The following is a 16237-nucleotide window of genomic DNA, read 5'->3' on the forward strand; positions in this document are numbered from 1 at the left end:
GGCTTTTTTTATTTTATGGTGCGTCTTCGGGATCGATATACCCTTGTTTAATGCCCCATTCTACTTGATCGTCATGCCACTTTTTTCGTTCTTCATAACCATAACCATCGTCATCAGGAAGCTCTGAAGCTGGCTGTTGAATGGTTTTATCTGTCTGACTCGAGGAAGATGGTGGATTTTTACTATTAGATGAGGGTGCCTCGGTCTGCTGCCGTTGTGCCTGTGATTGCCGCTTTTTCTCAGCGTTCGCTTTCTGCTCTTTTTGGATTGCTGCCTGCCGCTGTCTTTCAAGTTCAGCTTGTCTTTTTGCTTCCGCTAATCGCTGATTCTCTGCCGCCTGCTGCTCTGCTAATCGCTGTCTCTCCGCTTTTTCCTCCTGCTGTTTCTTTCGTTTCGCCTCCCGCTCTTTTTCAAGCTTTTTCTCTGCGGCGATTTGTCTTTGCTTTTCAGCTTCTTCTTTTGCCTTCCGCTTTCCTAACTCAGTAGCAAGTGGACTTTCGAACTTCATGTCCAATGAAACGGGTTTTAGTTTTTTTAGCTCTCTCTCCAGCCCCTTTTGAGGAAATGCTGCAGTTGTCTTAACAGTTTCGACTTTTGATTCGGAAGATGTGCTGCTATTCGAGCAACCGGTTAATATCAATGTGAAAAATAAAGCAAGCTGTATCAGTTTGTTCATGTGTCAGGCTCCCTTCTGCTTCTTATATCGGTCAGAGATTAACTTTGTTTTACATTTCTTCCTGTCGGTGGTTTTGTTGTAAATTGCGAAATAAGGGGGGAATTGTTGGTTCTTTGCATTCTGGGTGGGGATGAAAGATTTTCTTTTTCTCTCTTGCGCTCATAGAAAACCCATGTTACAATGTAAAAGTTGTTCCGGATAAGTCGTCCTTGACTAAAGATCCGGTATTGTGTAGAATAGTTATTGAATTGAATATAAATCACAAGCAGAAGCACCCGCTTCTCACCTGATTGACACATGCATGTAGTTGGCAGGTTGACCGTACATTTTTATTGATACAGATGTTCGTAGTGTGGGTGTTTTATAATGCCCACACTTTTTGTTTGCCTGCAAAATGCATTCAAAATGAGTTGTGAATCAATTCGAAGAAACTATGGAGGTGGCTCATTATTAGCAAAGATCAATTGGTTAATGAGGGTATCCGTGCACGTGAGGTCCGTTTAATCGGACAAAATGGCGACCAGCTTGGAATCAAGTCCCGTCAGGAAGCACTTGAAATCGCCGGCCGCGCAAATCTTGACCTTGTGTTAGTTGCAGCGAATGCAAAACCGCCTGTCTGCCGAATCATGGACTACGGTAAGTTCCGATTTGAGCAGCAGAAAAAGGAAAAAGAAGCACGCAAGAATCAAAAAATCATTAACTTAAAAGAAGTTCGGTTAAGTCCGACAATCGATGAGCATGACTTTAACACGAAATTGCGCAATGCGATTAAATTCCTTGAAAAAGGCGATAAAGTGAAAGCTTCTATCCGCTTTAAAGGACGCGCAATCACTCATAAAGAAATCGGTCAGCGTGTATTAGACCGTTTCTCCGAAGCATGTGCTGAGGTTGCGACAGTCGAAACAAAACCAAAAATGGACGGCCGCAGCATGTTCTTAATGCTCGCACCGAAAAACGAAAAGCAATAAGGAGGAAATCCCATGCCAAAAATGAAAACTCACCGCGGATCTGCTAAACGTTTTAAAAAGACAGGTTCTGGGAAGTTAAAACGTTCTCACGCGTACACAAGTCACTTATTCGCCAACAAATCTCAAAAGCAAAAGCGTAAGCTTCGCAAGAGTGCTGTTGTAAGCGCAGGAGACTTCAAACGTATCAAACAAATGCTTGCTAACATCAAGTAATCGGATAAGGAACAATTAGGAGGGAAATTCAATGCCAAGAGTAAAAGGCGGAACTGTTACACGTAAGCGTCGTAAAAAGGTTCTTAAATTAGCAAAAGGTTATTTCGGTTCAAAACATACATTATACAAAGTAGCTAACCAGCAGGTCATGAAATCTGGAAACTATGCTTTCCGTGACCGTCGTCAGAAAAAACGTGATTTCCGTAAACTTTGGATCACTCGTATCAACGCAGCTGCTCGCATGAACGGCCTTTCTTACAGCCGTTTAATGCACGGTCTTAAGCTTTCTGGTATCGAAGTAAACCGTAAAATGCTTGCTGATCTTGCTGTAAACGATCTTACTGCATTCAATCAGCTTGCTGATGCTGCTAAAGCTCAATTAAACAAGTAATCATATAGAGCCGCTCTCCAGCAGAGCGGCTTTTTCTATATAAAGGATGAGGCAACATGATTATTGCAGCTTATTTGGTGTTGATTAATCTGTGCGGTTTTTGGGTGATGGGCATTGCCAAACGCAAAGCGCAGCAGCACAAGTGGAGAATTTCTGAAGACCGGCTGTGGCTGATAGCCATCGTATTTGGAGCGCTCGGTGTCTGGCTTGGCATGCAAACCTTCAGACATAAAACGAAACACGCTTCTTTTAAGTATGGAGTACCGCTTCTTCTGGTAATTGAAGCGATTCTCATCGCTATTTACTACAGCCCGTTTGATTTATAAAAAGCAGAAAAGCGTTTAACGCTCTTCTGCTTTTTTTGCGAGTTTAATGGGCTGGTCCCAGTCAATCTTACAATTTGGATATCGTTCCAGCACTTTTTCTTCAATGTTCTCAAAATCTTTTGCAGAGAAATGTTTCAGCTTCTCAGGAGATTCTGTCCAGACAAAGATCGTGTGAATAAACAGCGGATGATCCTTGGAAGGAATATGCTTTTCTCCCTCAAAAAGCACGCCTTTATACGTCAGCTGAAAATTCTTCCGGGTATTGTTTTGTTCATCAATAATATAAAAATGTTCTTTTGATTGGGCCAGCTTAAGCCTTCTCTTAGGATTCGCGACATATTTGACCACGGCATAAATACAATAAGCAAAAAGTGCAAGCAAAATAATCCTTAGAACCATGACAAACATTGTGTGAAGGCACCTCCCTTATGGTGATGATCTGATGTAATACGAAAAGCATAGAAAAAGGTTTCACTTTTTCTAAAAGAAAGCTGTAAAAACATATACCCGATTTTCAAGTGAAATAGTCGTATGGTTAGCGCCATGTTTTGTATAATAAGAATGCAGGACTGATGAAGGAGGGTTTGGAACATGGCAAAATTAGATGAAACATTGACCATGCTGAAAGATTTAACAGATGCAAAAGGCATACCGGGCAATGAAAGAGAAGTAAGGCAAGTGATGAAATCATACATAGAACCATTTGCTGATGAGGTGACAACAGATCGCCTGGGCAGTTTAATTGCCAAAAAAACTGGTGCAGAAAACGGCCCGAAAATTATGATCGCCGGACATTTGGATGAAGTCGGCTTTATGGTGACACAAATCACAGATAAAGGCTTTATCCGTTTTCAAACCGTTGGCGGCTGGTGGGCTCAGGTTATGCTTGCCCAGCGCGTCACCGTTGTCACAAAAAAAGGAGAAATCACAGGGGTTATCGGCTCTAAGCCGCCGCATATTTTATCTCCTGAAGCAAGAAAAAAATCAGTGGAAATAAAAGACATGTTTATTGATATTGGAGCTTCAAGCCGGGAAGAAGCCTTGGAGTGGGGTGTACTCCCGGGAGATATGATCGTTCCGCATTTTGAATTTACGATCATGAACAATGAAAAATTCCTACTCGCAAAGGCGTGGGACAACCGCATTGGCTGTGCGATTGCAATTGATGTGTTAAGAAACTTACAAAACACAGATCATCCAAATATAGTGTATGGCGTCGGAACCGTGCAGGAGGAAGTCGGCCTGAGGGGAGCGAAAACGGCTGCACACACCATTCAGCCTGATATTGCGTTTGGTGTTGATGTAGGGATAGCAGGAGACACGCCTGGCATTTCCGAGAAAGAAGCGCAGAGCAAAATGGGCAAAGGCCCGCAGATTATCGTTTACGATGCATCCATGGTCTCTCACAAAGGTTTGCGCGATGCAGTTGTAGCCACTGCGGAGGAAGCCGGCATTCCGTACCAATTTGATGCCATTGCCGGCGGCGGAACTGATTCTGGTGCCATCCATTTGACGGCGAATGGCGTTCCTGCGCTGTCCATTACCATTGCAACCCGCTACATTCATACGCACGCGGCCATGCTGCATCGTGATGATTATGAAAACGCGGTAAAGTTAATTACGGAAGTCATTAAGAAGTTAGACCGAAAAACGGTTGACGAAATTACGTACCAATAAAGATACGGAAGAATCCGCCTATTTAGGCGGATTCTATTTTTTTGTCTGTACAAATTACAGCATAGTGACTACAATAAAGGGGATACCGAAAATGTCCTGAACATGACGATATACGATACGCAGCTCGATTTGACAGGAAGGGAGGATAAACAATCTAATTTGTAAGCGTTTTCTAATTTAAAGGAGGTTGAACAAAATTGAAAAAGAAAAAAACATGGAAACGCTTCTTACACTTTTCGAGTGCAGCTCTGGCTGCAGGTTTGATATTCACATCTGCTGCTCCCGCAGAGGCAGCGTTTTGGGGTGCATCCAATGAGCTGCTTCATGACCCGACTATGATTAAAGAGGGGAGCTCATGGTATGCGCTCGGAACAGGGCTTACTGAAGAACGGGGATTGCGGGTTTTGAAGTCTTCAGACGCTAAAAATTGGACCGTACAAAAATCCATTTTCACTACACCGCTATCGTGGTGGTCCAATTATGTGCCGAATTATGGCCAAAACCAGTGGGCGCCGGACATCCAATACTATAACGGCAAGTACTGGCTATATTATTCCGTTTCTTCTTTTGGAAGCAATACATCTGCCATTGGCCTGGCATCTTCAACAAGCATCAGTTCGGGGAGCTGGAAGGACGAGGGCTTGGTGATTCGTTCGACAAGCTCAAATAATTATAACGCCATTGATCCGGAGCTGACATTCGACAAGGATGGCAACCCGTGGCTTGCATTCGGCTCGTTTTGGAGCGGCATTAAGCTGACTAAGCTCGATAAGAGTACGATGAAGCCTACAGGCTCGCTCTATTCGATTGCTGCCAGACCGAATAATGGCGGGGCGCTTGAGGCTCCTACTCTTACGTATCAAAATGGCTATTACTACTTAATGGTCTCATTTGATAAATGCTGTGACGGGGTAAACAGTACGTACAAAATTGCTTACGGAAGATCCAAAAACATTACAGGCCCTTATCTTGATAAAAGCGGAAAAAGCATGCTTGAAGGCGGAGGCACCATTTTGGATTCGGGCAATGACCAATGGAAAGGACCTGGAGGCCAGGATATTGTGAACGGAAACATTCTTGTTCGCCATGCCTATGATGCCAATGACAACGGCATTCCAAAGCTTCTTATCAATGATTTGAATTGGAGCTCGGGCTGGCCGTCCTATTGAATCAAAAAGCCGGGCTCTGCCCCCGGCTTTTTTTAAAAGAAAAGATTGACAGTATAATAGTCAATTACTATAATAAAATTGTTCGTACAAATATTTATTTATAGGTTTATTTTCTATCATTAGTACGTATCTTTTGTATTTGAAAGCGTTTTATTTTATGAGAAAGGGGCAGTTTACATGCTTCAGACAAAGGATTATGAATTCTGGTTTGTGACAGGAAGCCAGCACCTATACGGGGAAGAGACGCTGGAACTCGTAGATCAGCATGCTAAAAGCATTTGTGAGGGGCTCAGCGGGATTTCTTCCAGATATAAAATCACTCATAAGCCCGTCGTCACTTCACCGGAAACCATTAGAGAGCTGTTAAGAGAAGCGGAGTACAGTGAGACATGTGCTGGCATCATTACATGGATGCACACATTTTCCCCTGCAAAAATGTGGATAGAAGGCCTTTCCTCTTATCAAAAACCGCTTATGCATTTGCATACCCAATATAATCGCGATATCCCGTGGGGTACGATTGACATGGATTTTATGAACAGCAACCAATCCGCGCATGGCGATCGAGAGTACGGTTACATCAACTCGAGAATGGGGCTTAGCCGAAAAGTCATTGCCGGCTATTGGGATGATGAAGAAGTGAAAAAAGAAATGTCCCAGTGGATGGATACGGCGGCTGCATTAAATGAAAGCAGACATATTAAGGTTGCCAGATTTGGAGATAACATGCGTCATGTCGCGGTAACGGACGGAGACAAGGTGGGAGCGCATATTCAATTTGGCTGGCAGGTTGACGGATATGGCATCGGGGATCTCGTTGAAGTGATGGACCGCATTACGGACGACGAGGTTGACACGCTTTATGCCGAGTATGACAGACTATATGTGATCAGTGAGGAAACAAAACGTGACGAAGCAAAGGTAGCGTCCATTAAAGAACAGGCGAAAATTGAACTTGGCTTAACCGCTTTTCTTGAGCAAGGCGGATACACAGCGTTTACGACATCGTTTGAAGTGCTGCACGGAATGAAACAGCTGCCGGGACTTGCCGTTCAGCGCCTGATGGAGAAAGGCTATGGGTTTGCCGGTGAAGGAGATTGGAAGACAGCGGCCCTTGTACGGATGATGAAAATCATGGCTAAAGGAAAAAGAACTTCCTTCATGGAAGATTACACGTACCATTTTGAACCGGGAAATGAAATGATTCTGGGCTCTCACATGCTTGAAGTGTGTCCGACTGTCGCTTTGGATCAGCCGAAAATCGAGGTTCATCCGCTTTCGATTGGCGGCAAAGAGGACCCTGCGCGTTTTGTATTTAACGGCATCAGGGGTTCTGCCATTCAAGCTAGCATTGTTGATATTGGCGGGCGTTTCCGCCTTGTGCTGAATGAAGTCACCGGCCAGGAAATTGAAAAAGACATGCCGAATTTACCGGTTGCCCGTGTTCTCTGGAAGCCGGAGCCGTCATTGAAAACAGCAGCGGAGGCATGGATTTTAGCCGGCGGTGCACATCATACCTGCCTGTCTTATGAACTGACAGCGGAGCAAATGCTTGATTGGGCGGAAATGGCGGGGATCGAAAGTGTTCTCATTTCCCGTGATACGACAATTCATAAACTGAAACACGAGTTAAAATGGAACGAGGCGCTTTACCGGCTTCAAAAGTAGAGGGGGATGTCACATGGCTTACACAATAGGGGTTGATTTTGGAACTTTATCAGGAAGAGCGGTGCTCGTTCATGTCCAAACAGGGGAGGAACTTGCGGCTGCTGTAAAAGAATACAGGCATGCTGTCATTGATACCGTCCTTCCAAAAACGGGTCAAAAGCTGCCGCGCGACTGGGCGCTGCAGCACCCTGCTGATTACCTCGAAGTCTTGGAAACAACCATTCCGTCTTTACTCGAACAGACGGGCGTTGAACCGAAAGACATTATCGGGATTGGAATTGATTTCACGGCATGTACGATCCTTCCTATTGACAGCAGCGGGCAGCCGTTATGCATGCTGCCTGAATATGAAGAGGAGCCGCACAGCTATGTGAAGCTCTGGAAGCATCATGCGGCCCAAAAACATGCTGATCGGCTCAATCAAATCGCGGAAGAAGAAGGAGAGGCTTTTTTACAGCGGTACGGAGGAAAAATTTCATCAGAATGGATGATTCCAAAGGTCATGCAAATTGCCGAGGAAGCGCCTCACATTTATGAAGCGGCTGACCGGATCATCGAGGCTGCGGACTGGATCGTGTACCAGCTGTGCGGCTCGCTCAAGCGAAGCAATTGTACCGCAGGGTATAAAGCGATGTGGAGTGAAAAAGCGGGGTATCCGTCAGATGATTTCTTTGAGAAATTAAATCCTTCAATGAAAACGATTACAAAAGACAAATTGTCAGGTTCTATTCATTCAGTAGGAGAAAAAGCCGGCAGTCTGACTGAAAAAATGGCAAAGCTGACCGGACTTCTCCCGGGAACGGCTGTTGCGGTTGCCAATGTGGACGCTCATGTTTCCGTACCGGCGGTCGGCATTACAGAGCCAGGGAAAATGCTGATGATTATGGGAACCTCGACGTGCCATGTTCTACTTGGTGAAGAGGTGCATATCGTTCCAGGAATGTGCGGCGTTGTGGACAACGGAATTCTCCCGGGCTATGCGGGATATGAAGCCGGGCAGTCCTGTGTCGGCGATCATTTTGACTGGTTTGTGAAAACATGTGTCCCGCCAGCTTATCAAGAGGAAGCAAAGGAAAAAAACATTGGCGTTCATGAGCTGCTGAGTGAGAAAGCAAACCATCAAGCGCCTGGTGAAAGCGGCTTGCTTGCTTTAGATTGGTGGAATGGAAACCGTTCAACTCTTGTTGATGCAGATTTAACAGGGATGCTGCTTGGCATGACACTGCTGACGAAGCCTGAAGAGATTTATAGAGCGTTAGTTGAAGCGACAGCTTACGGAACCCGAATGATTATCGAAACATTCAAAGAAAGCGGTGTTCCGATTGAGGAACTATACGCAGCCGGCGGAATAGCTGAGAAAAACCCGTTTGTCATGCAGATTTATGCGGATGTGACAAACATGGACATTAAAATCTCTGGTTCACCGCAAGCACCAGCCTTAGGATCTGCCATTTTCGGCGCGCTTGCAGCAGGCAAAGAAAAAGGCGGCTACGATGACATCAAAGAGGCAGCGGCGAACATGGGAAAACTGAAAGATATAACTTATACGCCAAATGCCGAAAACGCCGCGGTTTATGAAAAATTGTACGCTGAATATAAAGAGCTGGTTCATTATTTCGGAAAAGAAAACCATGTCATGAAACGTCTGAAAACGATCAAAAATCTTCAATTTTCATCTGCCGCCAAAAAGAATTGATAAAGGGTGATGGAGCATGCTTGAAACATTAAAAAAAGAAGTGCTGGCTGCCAACCTGAAGCTTCAAGAGCATCAGCTGGTAACCTTTACGTGGGGAAATGTCAGCGGCATTGACCGTGAAAAAGAAAGAATTGTCATCAAACCTAGCGGAGTCGAATACAGCGACCTGACAGCCGATGACTTGGTTGTTTTGAACCTTGATGGAGAGGTCGTCGAAGGCTCGCTTAAGCCTTCTTCAGATACACCTACCCATGTTTATTTATATAAAGCCTTTCCGAATATCGGGGGAATTGTCCATACCCATTCTCAATGGGCGACAAGCTGGGCGCAATCGGGCAGAGACATCCCTCCGTTAGGCACGACCCATGCTGATTATTTTGACAGTGCGATTCCATGTACTCGAGAAATGTACGATGAAGAAATCATTCATGACTACGAACTGAATACAGGAAAAGTCATAGCGGAAACCTTTCAGCATCAAAACTACGAACAGGTGCCGGGTGTGCTCGTGAATAATCACGGACCGTTCTGCTGGGGCACTGACGCCTTAAATGCCATTCATAACGCAGTTGTATTAGAAACGGTTGCCGAAATGGCCTATCACTCCATTATGCTGAACAAGGATGTAACCCCAATCAATACAGTCCTGCATGAAAAGCATTTTTATCGAAAACACGGAGCAAATGCGTATTATGGCCAGTCATGATACGCCTGTGTCACCGGCTGGCATTCTAATTGACTTGGACGGTACTGTATTCAGAGGAAATGAGTTGATCGAAGGAGCAAGAGAAGCGATCAAAACGCTTAGGAGAATGGGAAAGAAAATCGTCTTTTTAAGCAACCGGGGGAATATCTCCCGTGCCATGTGCAGAAAAAAACTTCTTGGCGCGGGGATTGAAACGGACGTAAACGACATTGTTCTGTCATCAAGCGTGACAGCGGCTTTTCTGAAAAAACATTATCGTTTTTCAAAGGTATGGGTGCTTGGGGAGCAAGGCTTGGTTGACGAGCTGAGGCTGGCCGGTGTGCAGAACGCGAGCGAACCGAAGGAAGCGGATTGGCTCGTGATCTCCCTTCATGAAACGCTCACGTACGACGATTTAAATCAAGCCTTTCAAGCGGCTGCCGGCGGCGCTCGTATCATTGCTACAAACAAAGACCGCTCTTTTCCGAACGAAGACGGAAATGCCATTGATGTGGCTGGAATGATTGGGGCGATAGAGGCTTCCGCACAAGCGAAGACTGAACTTGTTGTCGGAAAACCGTCATGGCTGATGGCGGAGGCTGCCTGTACAGCAATGGGGCTGTCCGCACATGAATGCATGATTATAGGAGACAGCATTGAATCTGACATTGCGATGGGGAAGCTTTATGGCATGAAAAGCGCCTTAGTGCTAACTGGTTCTGCGAAACAGGGTGAACAGCGTTTGTACACGCCGGATTATGTGCTGGATTCTATTAAAGATGTAACCAAATTGGCTGAGGAGGGGATTCTGATATGAATCGTATCGCAGCTGACGTTCAGCGTGCTTTTGAACACGCCGGAGAAAAGACGTTGCCTATAAAAGTTGAAGAAATTGTTCTCGGTAAGCAAGCAGCTGATTCGCTTTTGGATTATGTAAAACGAAAAAACAATCAACATATTGTCCTTGTCTGCGACGCGAATACACACCACATTGCAGGAATTGATTTAGAAAACCGACTGAATCAAGCAGGATTTCAGGCCGAGTGCCTGATCATTCCAGAAAATGAAGCCGGAGATGTGACAGCTGATGAACGATCGCTCATTCATGTGCTGATCCATACGAAACAAACAACGGATGTCATGATCGCAGTCGGTTCGGGCACGATTCATGATATCGTCCGCTTTGCGGCGTTTCAAAGAGATTTGCCGTTTATTTCTTATCCGACTGCTCCATCTGTAGACGGTTTTACATCAGCCGGTGCGCCGATTATTTTATACGGCACGAAAACAACCATTCAAACGAAGGCCCCATCTGCGCTGTTCGCTGATCTGGATCTATTAAAAGCGGCACCGCAGTCAATGGTGGCGGCTGGCTTTGGTGACATGCTCGGTAAAATCACGTCTTTAGCAGATTGGGAAATATCCCGGCATCTTGCCGGTGAGCCTTATTCGCCTGCAGGAGCTAAGATCGTTCAGGAGGCGCTTGCTGCCTGCATTGAACACACAGAAGACATTGCGATGAAAACGGAAACTGGCATACGGGTTTTGATGGAGTCTTTACTTGTATCGGGGCTTGTCATGCTGGCATTAGATCATTCCCGCCCGGCATCAGGCGGAGAGCATCATATTTCACATTGGATTGAGATGGAATTAATGGAGAAAAAACGGCCGCAGATTCTTCATGGGGCAAAGGTGGGCTGTGCAGCTGTTTTATTAACTGACACATACAGAAAGCTCGCTAAGGATGAGGGATTGAACGAATTTTCACCGAGCCGGCGGCAAGCCATCCAATCGGCTTATCAAACTCTCCCGGAAGGAGAAGTGCTGGCTGATTGGCTGAGATCAGCCGGAGGCCCTGCGTATTTTGACGAAATCGGTGTCGGGCAGGATTCCGTCAAGAATGCCTTCAGACATGCGCACACCTTAAGAGACCGCTGCACCGGATTAAGAATCATTAATGAAAACAAAACGCTGATCAACCATGGTCTATATGAATAGCCCGCACCTCGAATGGAAGGGGTAACGCAGATGAAAAAAATGACTGTCTGTTTTCTTGTGCTCATGATGCTGCTGACATTACTCATTGCCGGGTGTTCAGCAGAAAAATCATCCGGCAAATCGGGTGAAACTGAGCTGACCTTTTGGACATTTAACGGGCTTCATGAGCAGTTCTATGTGGAAATGGTGAAGGAATGGAACAAAAAATATCCTGACCGCAAAATTAAGCTGAATACGGTCGTTTATCCATATGGACAAATGCACGATAACTTATCTATCTCCCTAATAGCGGGAGAAGGCGTTCCTGATATTGCAGATGTCGAATTGGCCCGTTTTTCAAACTTTTTGAAGGGCTCTGACATACCGCTTGCCGACTTGACTCCGCTGATTGAAAAGGACCGCGATAAATTCGTTGAGGCGCGGCTGACCCTGTACAGCAAAAACGGCAAGCTTTACGGACTCGATACGCATGTAGGAACAACGGTCATGTTTTATAACATGGATGTGATGAAAAAAGCCGGCGTCAATCCTGACGATATTAAAACATGGGATGATTACCATAAAGCCGGACAGAAAGTGCGCAAAGTGACCGGGAAGCCGATGGGAACGGTGGAAACAAATGATTCCGCAACGTTCTTATCTATGATTTCACAGCAAAACTCAGGCTATTTTGATAAAAACGGCAAGCTGATCCTCAATAATGACACCAACGTAAAAACACTTCAATATTTAAAAGACATGATCAATGATAAAACGATGATTCCTGCGCCGGGCGGCGGGCATCACAGTGAAGAATACTACGGCTTTATGAACCAAGGAGGAGCTGCTTCAGTCCTCATGCCGATTTGGTATATGGGAAGATTTATCGATTATATGCCTGATCTGAAAGGGAAGATTGCCATCAGACCGCTCCCGGCATGGAAAGAGGGGGGCGACCGCTCGGCAGGCTTGGGCGGTACGGCAACCGTTGTACCGAAGCAATCCAAGCATGTTGAGTTAGCAAAAGAGTTTTTGGCCTTTGCGAAGGGCTCTGAAGAAGGAAATAAAAAACTCTGGAGCGTACTCGGCTTTGACCCGCTTCGCTGGGATGTCTGGAGCTCCAAGGAATTGAAAGAGAAAAACAAATACACGGATTACTTCCAAAACGGAACAGGCATTTTTTCCGTGCTGCTCGATATCAAGGATGAAATCAATCCGATTTATTTACATGAGGATTTTGCCAAGGCTTCAGACCTTGTCAACAGAAGCGTGTTGTTCGACGCACTTAAATCTCAGCAAAAAACGCCTAAACAAGCCTTGGACAGAGCGGCAGGTGAACTGAAACAGAAATAGAATCCCATTCAAAAAGTGAAAGCGGGGAGGTTCTCATGAAACCTGTGAAAACAGGAACGGTTCATCCCGTTCCTTCAGCTGCGAAACAATCAGGCTGGCGAGATCTATTTTATTCAAAAAAAGCGGCGCCCTATCTGTTTACAGCGCCATTCGTTTTATCCTTTCTCGTATTTTTTCTATACCCCATCATTAGTGTCTTCATCATGAGCTTCCAAAGAATTTTGCCGGGAGAGGTGTCCTTTGTCGGATTGTCTAATTATACAGCGCTAAACAACCCGACGTTCTATACCGCCCTTTGGAATACGCTGGAATACACCTTTTGGACGCTGATCGTGCTGATTCCTGTCCCATTGCTTCTGGCCATATTCCTGAATTCAAAGCTGGTCAAATTTAGAAATATATTTAAATCAGCACTATTCATCCCGGCATTGACCTCCACCATTGTCGCGGGGATCATTTTTCGGCTGATCTTCGGAGAAATGGAAACGTCTCTGGCCAATTCCATCCTACTCAAACTCGGCTTTTCACCTCAGAACTGGATGAACAATGAACATACCGGCATGTTTTTGATGGTGCTGCTTGCTTCATGGAGATGGATGGGAATCAACATCCTTTACTTTTTAGCCGGTTTGCAAAATGTGCCGAAAGAGCTGTACGAAGCCGCTGATATAGACGGCGCGAATACAATGAAAAAATTTCTGCACATCACGCTGCCGTTTCTCAAGCCTGTAACCGTATATGTGCTGACCATCAGCATTATCGGCGGCTTCAGGATGTTTGAGGAAAGCTACGTCCTTTGGCAGAATAATTCCCCGGGTAATATTGGTCTGACGCTTGTCGGATATTTGTATCAGCAGGGACTTGCCTACAACGAAATGGGGTACGGAGCAGCCATCGGCATCGTGCTTTTGATTGTGATACTTGTTGTCAGCCTGATTTCATTAAAGCTGTCGGGCTCGTTTAAGGGGGAGGGATAAATGTTGCGGCACAGTCCTCAGTTTAGCGTTTACAGAATCGCACTAACCCTGTTTTTTATTATGCTGAGCCTATTGTATCTTTTTCCAATTTTCTGTTTGCTTTTAGGATCATTAAAGCCCTCATCTGAGCTTTTGCGTGTGGGGCTCAATCTCGACATTGATCCTAAAGTAATGAGTCTTGATAATTATACATTTCTGTTTAATGGCGGCAGCATTTATTTCAAATGGTTTTTTAACAGTCTTGTACTCGGACTTTTTACGACCGTGCTCACTCTGTTTTTTTCTTCTATGATCGGGTACGGGCTTGCGGTTTATGATTTTAAGGGCAGAAATATCATCTTTGTTCTTGTGTTGATTATCATGATGGTTCCGCTGGAAGTGATGATGCTTCCTTTGTTTAAGCTTACTGTCGGACTGCACTTGATCGATTCATATACAGGTGTCATATTGCCGTTTATCGTTTCACCTGTTGCCGTTTTCTTTTTCAGGCAATATGCTCTTGGCCTTCCAAGAGATCTGCTGGACTCTGCAAGGATGGACGGCTGTACGGAATTCGGCATCTTTTTCAGGATTATGGCACCGCTGATGAAACCGGCTTTCGGTGCGATGATTATCCTTCAGTCCTTAAACAGCTGGAACAACTTCTTGTGGCCGCTGATTGTGCTTCGGTCGAAAGAAATGTTTACGCTTCCAATAGGGCTGTCCAGCTTGCTGAGCCCTTATGGAAATAATTACGACATGCTTATATCCGGCTCAGTATTTGCGATTTTGCCGGTGATTATCATTTTCTTGTTTTTCCAAAAGTACTTTATCTCCGGCCTGACGGTAGGGGGAGTCAAAGGTTAATGAAGGAGGAAACGTGTGATGAAAAAAGCGCGAATGATTGTAGACAAAGAATATAAAATCGGTGAAGTAGATAAACGGATTTATGGCTCGTTTATCGAACACATGGGTCGTGCGGTATATGAAGGCATATACGAGCCTGATCACCCTGAAGCGGATGAAGATGGATTTAGAAAAGATGTCCAGTCGCTGATCAAAGAATTACAGGTTCCCATCATCCGCTATCCGGGCGGAAACTTTTTATCCGGATACAACTGGGAGGACGGTGTCGGACCAGTCGAAAACCGCCCGAGACGGCTTGACTTGGCATGGCAAACGACAGAAACCAATGAAGTGGGAACAAATGAATTTTTATCTTGGGCAAAAAAGGTGAACACTGAGGTCAATATGGCCGTCAACCTTGGCACAAGAGGCATAGATGCCGCCCGTAATCTCGTTGAATATTGCAACCATCCGAAAGGCTCTTACTGGAGTGATTTAAGAAGATCGCATGGCTATGAACAGCCGTATGGCATCAAAACATGGTGCTTAGGAAACGAAATGGATGGACCGTGGCAGATCGGCCACAAAACAGCTGATGAATACGGACGGCTTGCTGCAGAGACAGCAAAGGTCATGAAGTGGGTTGACCCATCAATTGAACTCGTTGCCTGCGGCAGCTCAAACAGCGGCATGCCGACCTTTATCGATTGGGAAGCGAAGGTGCTTGAGCATACGTATGAGCATGTCGACTATATCTCTCTTCACACTTACTACGGAAACCAGGATAACAATCTGCCAAACTACTTGGCACGTTCTATGGATTTGGATCATTTTATCAAATCAGTCGCTGCGACCTGTGACTATGTAAAAGCAAAAACACGCAGCAAGAAAACAATCAATCTTTCTCTGGATGAATGGAACGTCTGGTACCACTCAAATGAGGCTGATAAAAAAGTCGAGCCGTGGATCACTGCGCGTCCGATTTTGGAGGATATTTACAATTTTGAAGATGCCTTATTAGTCGGCTCTCTGCTCATTACGATGCTGCAGCACGCAGACCGTGTGAAAATTGCGTGTCTTGCACAGCTTGTCAATGTCATCGCGCCGATCATGACGGAAAAAGGCGGAGAAGCATGGAGACAGCCGATTTTCTACCCATACATGCATGCTTCTGTTTACGGAAGGGGCGAGTCACTGAAACCGCTTATTTCTTCTCCTAAGTACGATTGTTCTGATTTCACTGATGTGCCATATGTTGATGCTGCTGTTGTGTACTCTGAAGAGGAAGAAACACTCACTATTTTTGCGGTAAACAAGGCTGAGGATCAGATGGAGACGGAGATTTCGCTCAGAGGCTTTGAATCTTACCAAATCGCAGAGCACATCGTACTTGAGCATCAGGATATCAAAGCAACAAACCAGTATAACAGAAAAAATGTCGTTCCGCATTCCAACGGATCATCGTCTGTCAGCGAAAACGGCTTAACTGCTCATTTCACGCCGCTTTCCTGGAATGTGATCCGCCTGAAAAAACAGTCATAAGAGAAGCTAAGCCGGAGAGAAATCTCCGGCTTGTCTTTCAACTGCTACGAGCCGGCCCGTTCAAGCCGGCTTTTTGTATAGGAAAAAATGACCG

17 protein-coding genes and 1 other annotated feature are annotated in these 16237 nt (G+C 45.3%); of the genes, 15 read left to right on the plus strand and 2 right to left on the minus strand.

Annotated features, from left to right (window positions below; all coding sequences use genetic code 11):
- Nucleotides 1-13: 13 nt before the first annotated feature.
- Entirely contained in the window at nucleotides 14-676 is a 663-nt protein-coding gene (locus BGM23_RS07465) for a hypothetical protein (protein ID WP_019712908.1), read from the minus strand.
- A 257-nt stretch (nucleotides 677-933) separates the two neighbouring features.
- Nucleotides 934-1064 (plus strand) — a sequence feature (ribosomal protein L20 leader region).
- Nucleotides 1065-1122: 58 nt separating this feature from the next.
- Here BGM23_RS07465 and infC point away from each other — a divergent pair.
- Genes infC through BGM23_RS07485 form a run of 4 tightly spaced genes read left to right on the plus strand, consistent with a single transcriptional unit; the run spans nucleotide 1123 to nucleotide 2574 of the window.
- Nucleotides 1123-1644: a translation initiation factor IF-3 gene (gene infC, locus BGM23_RS07470; RefSeq protein ID WP_010886591.1), complete on the plus strand. Its 522-nt coding sequence runs from the start codon at nucleotides 1123-1125 to the stop codon at nucleotides 1642-1644.
- 12 nt (nucleotides 1645-1656) lie between these two features.
- Nucleotides 1657-1857: a 50S ribosomal protein L35 gene (gene rpmI / locus BGM23_RS07475; protein ID WP_003222418.1), complete on the plus strand. Its 201-nt coding sequence runs from the start codon at nucleotides 1657-1659 to the stop codon at nucleotides 1855-1857.
- Nucleotides 1858-1888: 31 nt separating this feature from the next.
- A complete protein-coding gene (rplT, locus tag BGM23_RS07480; RefSeq protein ID WP_003222420.1) occupies nucleotides 1889-2248 on the plus strand; it encodes a 50S ribosomal protein L20 in 360 nt (119 codons plus the stop codon).
- Between the two features lie 56 nt (nucleotides 2249-2304).
- Complete coding sequence (locus tag BGM23_RS07485; RefSeq protein ID WP_046663889.1) at nucleotides 2305-2574, plus strand: DUF1294 domain-containing protein; 270 nt, start codon at nucleotides 2305-2307, stop codon at nucleotides 2572-2574.
- Nucleotides 2575-2589: 15 nt separating this feature from the next.
- Here BGM23_RS07485 and ysdB read toward each other — a convergent pair whose 3' ends face one another.
- Nucleotides 2590-2982, minus strand: a complete 393-nt coding sequence (gene ysdB, locus BGM23_RS07490) for a sigma W pathway protein YsdB (protein WP_003229493.1) — start codon at nucleotides 2980-2982, stop codon at nucleotides 2590-2592.
- Nucleotides 2983-3165: 183 nt separating this feature from the next.
- On the opposite strand from ysdB, the gene BGM23_RS07495 reads away from it, so the two are divergent.
- The 11 genes from BGM23_RS07495 (at nucleotide 3166) to abfA (ending at nucleotide 16143) form a co-directional block, all read left to right on the plus strand.
- Complete coding sequence (locus BGM23_RS07495; protein WP_032722328.1) at nucleotides 3166-4251, plus strand: M42 family metallopeptidase; 1086 nt, start codon at nucleotides 3166-3168, stop codon at nucleotides 4249-4251.
- Between the two features lie 197 nt (nucleotides 4252-4448).
- On the plus strand, nucleotides 4449-5420 hold the full coding sequence (gene abnA, locus BGM23_RS07500) for an arabinan endo-1,5-alpha-L-arabinosidase AbnA (protein ID WP_015251497.1): 972 nt from the start codon (nucleotides 4449-4451) through the stop codon (nucleotides 5418-5420).
- 177 nt (nucleotides 5421-5597) lie between these two features.
- Nucleotides 5598-7088 (plus strand): L-arabinose isomerase, encoded by a 1491-nt coding sequence (gene araA / locus BGM23_RS07505; protein WP_046663888.1) that lies wholly within the window; start codon nucleotides 5598-5600, stop codon nucleotides 7086-7088.
- A 13-nt stretch (nucleotides 7089-7101) separates the two neighbouring features.
- Entirely contained in the window at nucleotides 7102-8784 is a 1683-nt protein-coding gene (gene araB, locus BGM23_RS07510) for a ribulokinase (RefSeq protein WP_015251499.1), read from the plus strand.
- Nucleotides 8785-8800: 16 nt separating this feature from the next.
- Nucleotides 8801-9490 (plus strand): L-ribulose-5-phosphate 4-epimerase, encoded by a 690-nt coding sequence (araD, locus tag BGM23_RS07515; protein WP_015251500.1) that lies wholly within the window; start codon nucleotides 8801-8803, stop codon nucleotides 9488-9490.
- On the plus strand, nucleotides 9468-10286 hold the full coding sequence (gene araL / locus BGM23_RS07520; protein WP_015251501.1) for a sugar-phosphatase AraL: 819 nt from the start codon (nucleotides 9468-9470) through the stop codon (nucleotides 10284-10286). Before araD ends, araL begins: the two co-directional genes overlap by 23 nt.
- On the plus strand, nucleotides 10283-11467 hold the full coding sequence (gene egsA / locus BGM23_RS07525) for a sn-glycerol-1-phosphate dehydrogenase (protein WP_015251502.1): 1185 nt from the start codon (nucleotides 10283-10285) through the stop codon (nucleotides 11465-11467). Before araL ends, egsA begins: the two co-directional genes overlap by 4 nt.
- Before the next feature lie 30 nt (nucleotides 11468-11497).
- Entirely contained in the window at nucleotides 11498-12799 is a 1302-nt protein-coding gene (locus tag BGM23_RS07530) for an arabinooligosaccharides ABC transporter substrate-binding protein AraN (protein WP_015251503.1), read from the plus strand.
- A gap of 35 nt (nucleotides 12800-12834) precedes the next feature.
- Complete coding sequence (locus BGM23_RS07535; RefSeq protein WP_003229507.1) at nucleotides 12835-13776, plus strand: arabinooligosaccharides ABC transporter permease AraP; 942 nt, start codon at nucleotides 12835-12837, stop codon at nucleotides 13774-13776.
- Entirely contained in the window at nucleotides 13777-14622 is an 846-nt protein-coding gene (gene araQ, locus BGM23_RS07540; RefSeq protein ID WP_015251504.1) for an arabinooligosaccharides ABC transporter permease AraQ, read from the plus strand.
- Nucleotides 14623-14640: 18 nt separating this feature from the next.
- Nucleotides 14641-16143 (plus strand): alpha-L-arabinofuranosidase AbfA, encoded by a 1503-nt coding sequence (gene abfA, locus BGM23_RS07545; protein ID WP_015251505.1) that lies wholly within the window; start codon nucleotides 14641-14643, stop codon nucleotides 16141-16143.
- The last annotated feature ends 94 nt before the right edge of the window (nucleotides 16144-16237 follow it).

The organism is Bacillus sp. FJAT-14266, assembly GCF_001719225.1.
Lineage (GTDB): Bacteria > Bacillota > Bacilli > Bacillales > Bacillaceae > Bacillus > Bacillus subtilis.

Coding starts and splice junctions, on each gene's coding strand:
- abfA (WP_015251505.1), top strand. CDS start 14,641: ATGAAAAAAGCGCGAATGATTGTAGACAAAGAATATAAAATCGGTGAA.
- ysdB (WP_003229493.1), bottom strand. CDS start 2,982: ATGTTTGTCATGGTTCTAAGGATTATTTTGCTTGCACTTTTTGCTTAT.
- BGM23_RS07530 (WP_015251503.1), top strand. CDS start 11,498: ATGAAAAAAATGACTGTCTGTTTTCTTGTGCTCATGATGCTGCTGACA.
- rpmI (WP_003222418.1), top strand. CDS start 1,657: ATGCCAAAAATGAAAACTCACCGCGGATCTGCTAAACGTTTTAAAAAG.
- araA (WP_046663888.1), top strand. CDS start 5,598: ATGCTTCAGACAAAGGATTATGAATTCTGGTTTGTGACAGGAAGCCAG.
- BGM23_RS07535 (WP_003229507.1), top strand. CDS start 12,835: ATGAAACCTGTGAAAACAGGAACGGTTCATCCCGTTCCTTCAGCTGCG.
- rplT (WP_003222420.1), top strand. CDS start 1,889: ATGCCAAGAGTAAAAGGCGGAACTGTTACACGTAAGCGTCGTAAAAAG.
- BGM23_RS07485 (WP_046663889.1), top strand. CDS start 2,305: ATGATTATTGCAGCTTATTTGGTGTTGATTAATCTGTGCGGTTTTTGG.
- araL (WP_015251501.1), top strand. CDS start 9,468: ATGCGTATTATGGCCAGTCATGATACGCCTGTGTCACCGGCTGGCATT.
- araB (WP_015251499.1), top strand. CDS start 7,102: ATGGCTTACACAATAGGGGTTGATTTTGGAACTTTATCAGGAAGAGCG.
- BGM23_RS07495 (WP_032722328.1), top strand. CDS start 3,166: ATGGCAAAATTAGATGAAACATTGACCATGCTGAAAGATTTAACAGAT.
- BGM23_RS07465 (WP_019712908.1), bottom strand. CDS start 676: ATGAACAAACTGATACAGCTTGCTTTATTTTTCACATTGATATTAACC.
- egsA (WP_015251502.1), top strand. CDS start 10,283: ATGAATCGTATCGCAGCTGACGTTCAGCGTGCTTTTGAACACGCCGGA.
- araQ (WP_015251504.1), top strand. CDS start 13,777: ATGTTGCGGCACAGTCCTCAGTTTAGCGTTTACAGAATCGCACTAACC.
- araD (WP_015251500.1), top strand. CDS start 8,801: ATGCTTGAAACATTAAAAAAAGAAGTGCTGGCTGCCAACCTGAAGCTT.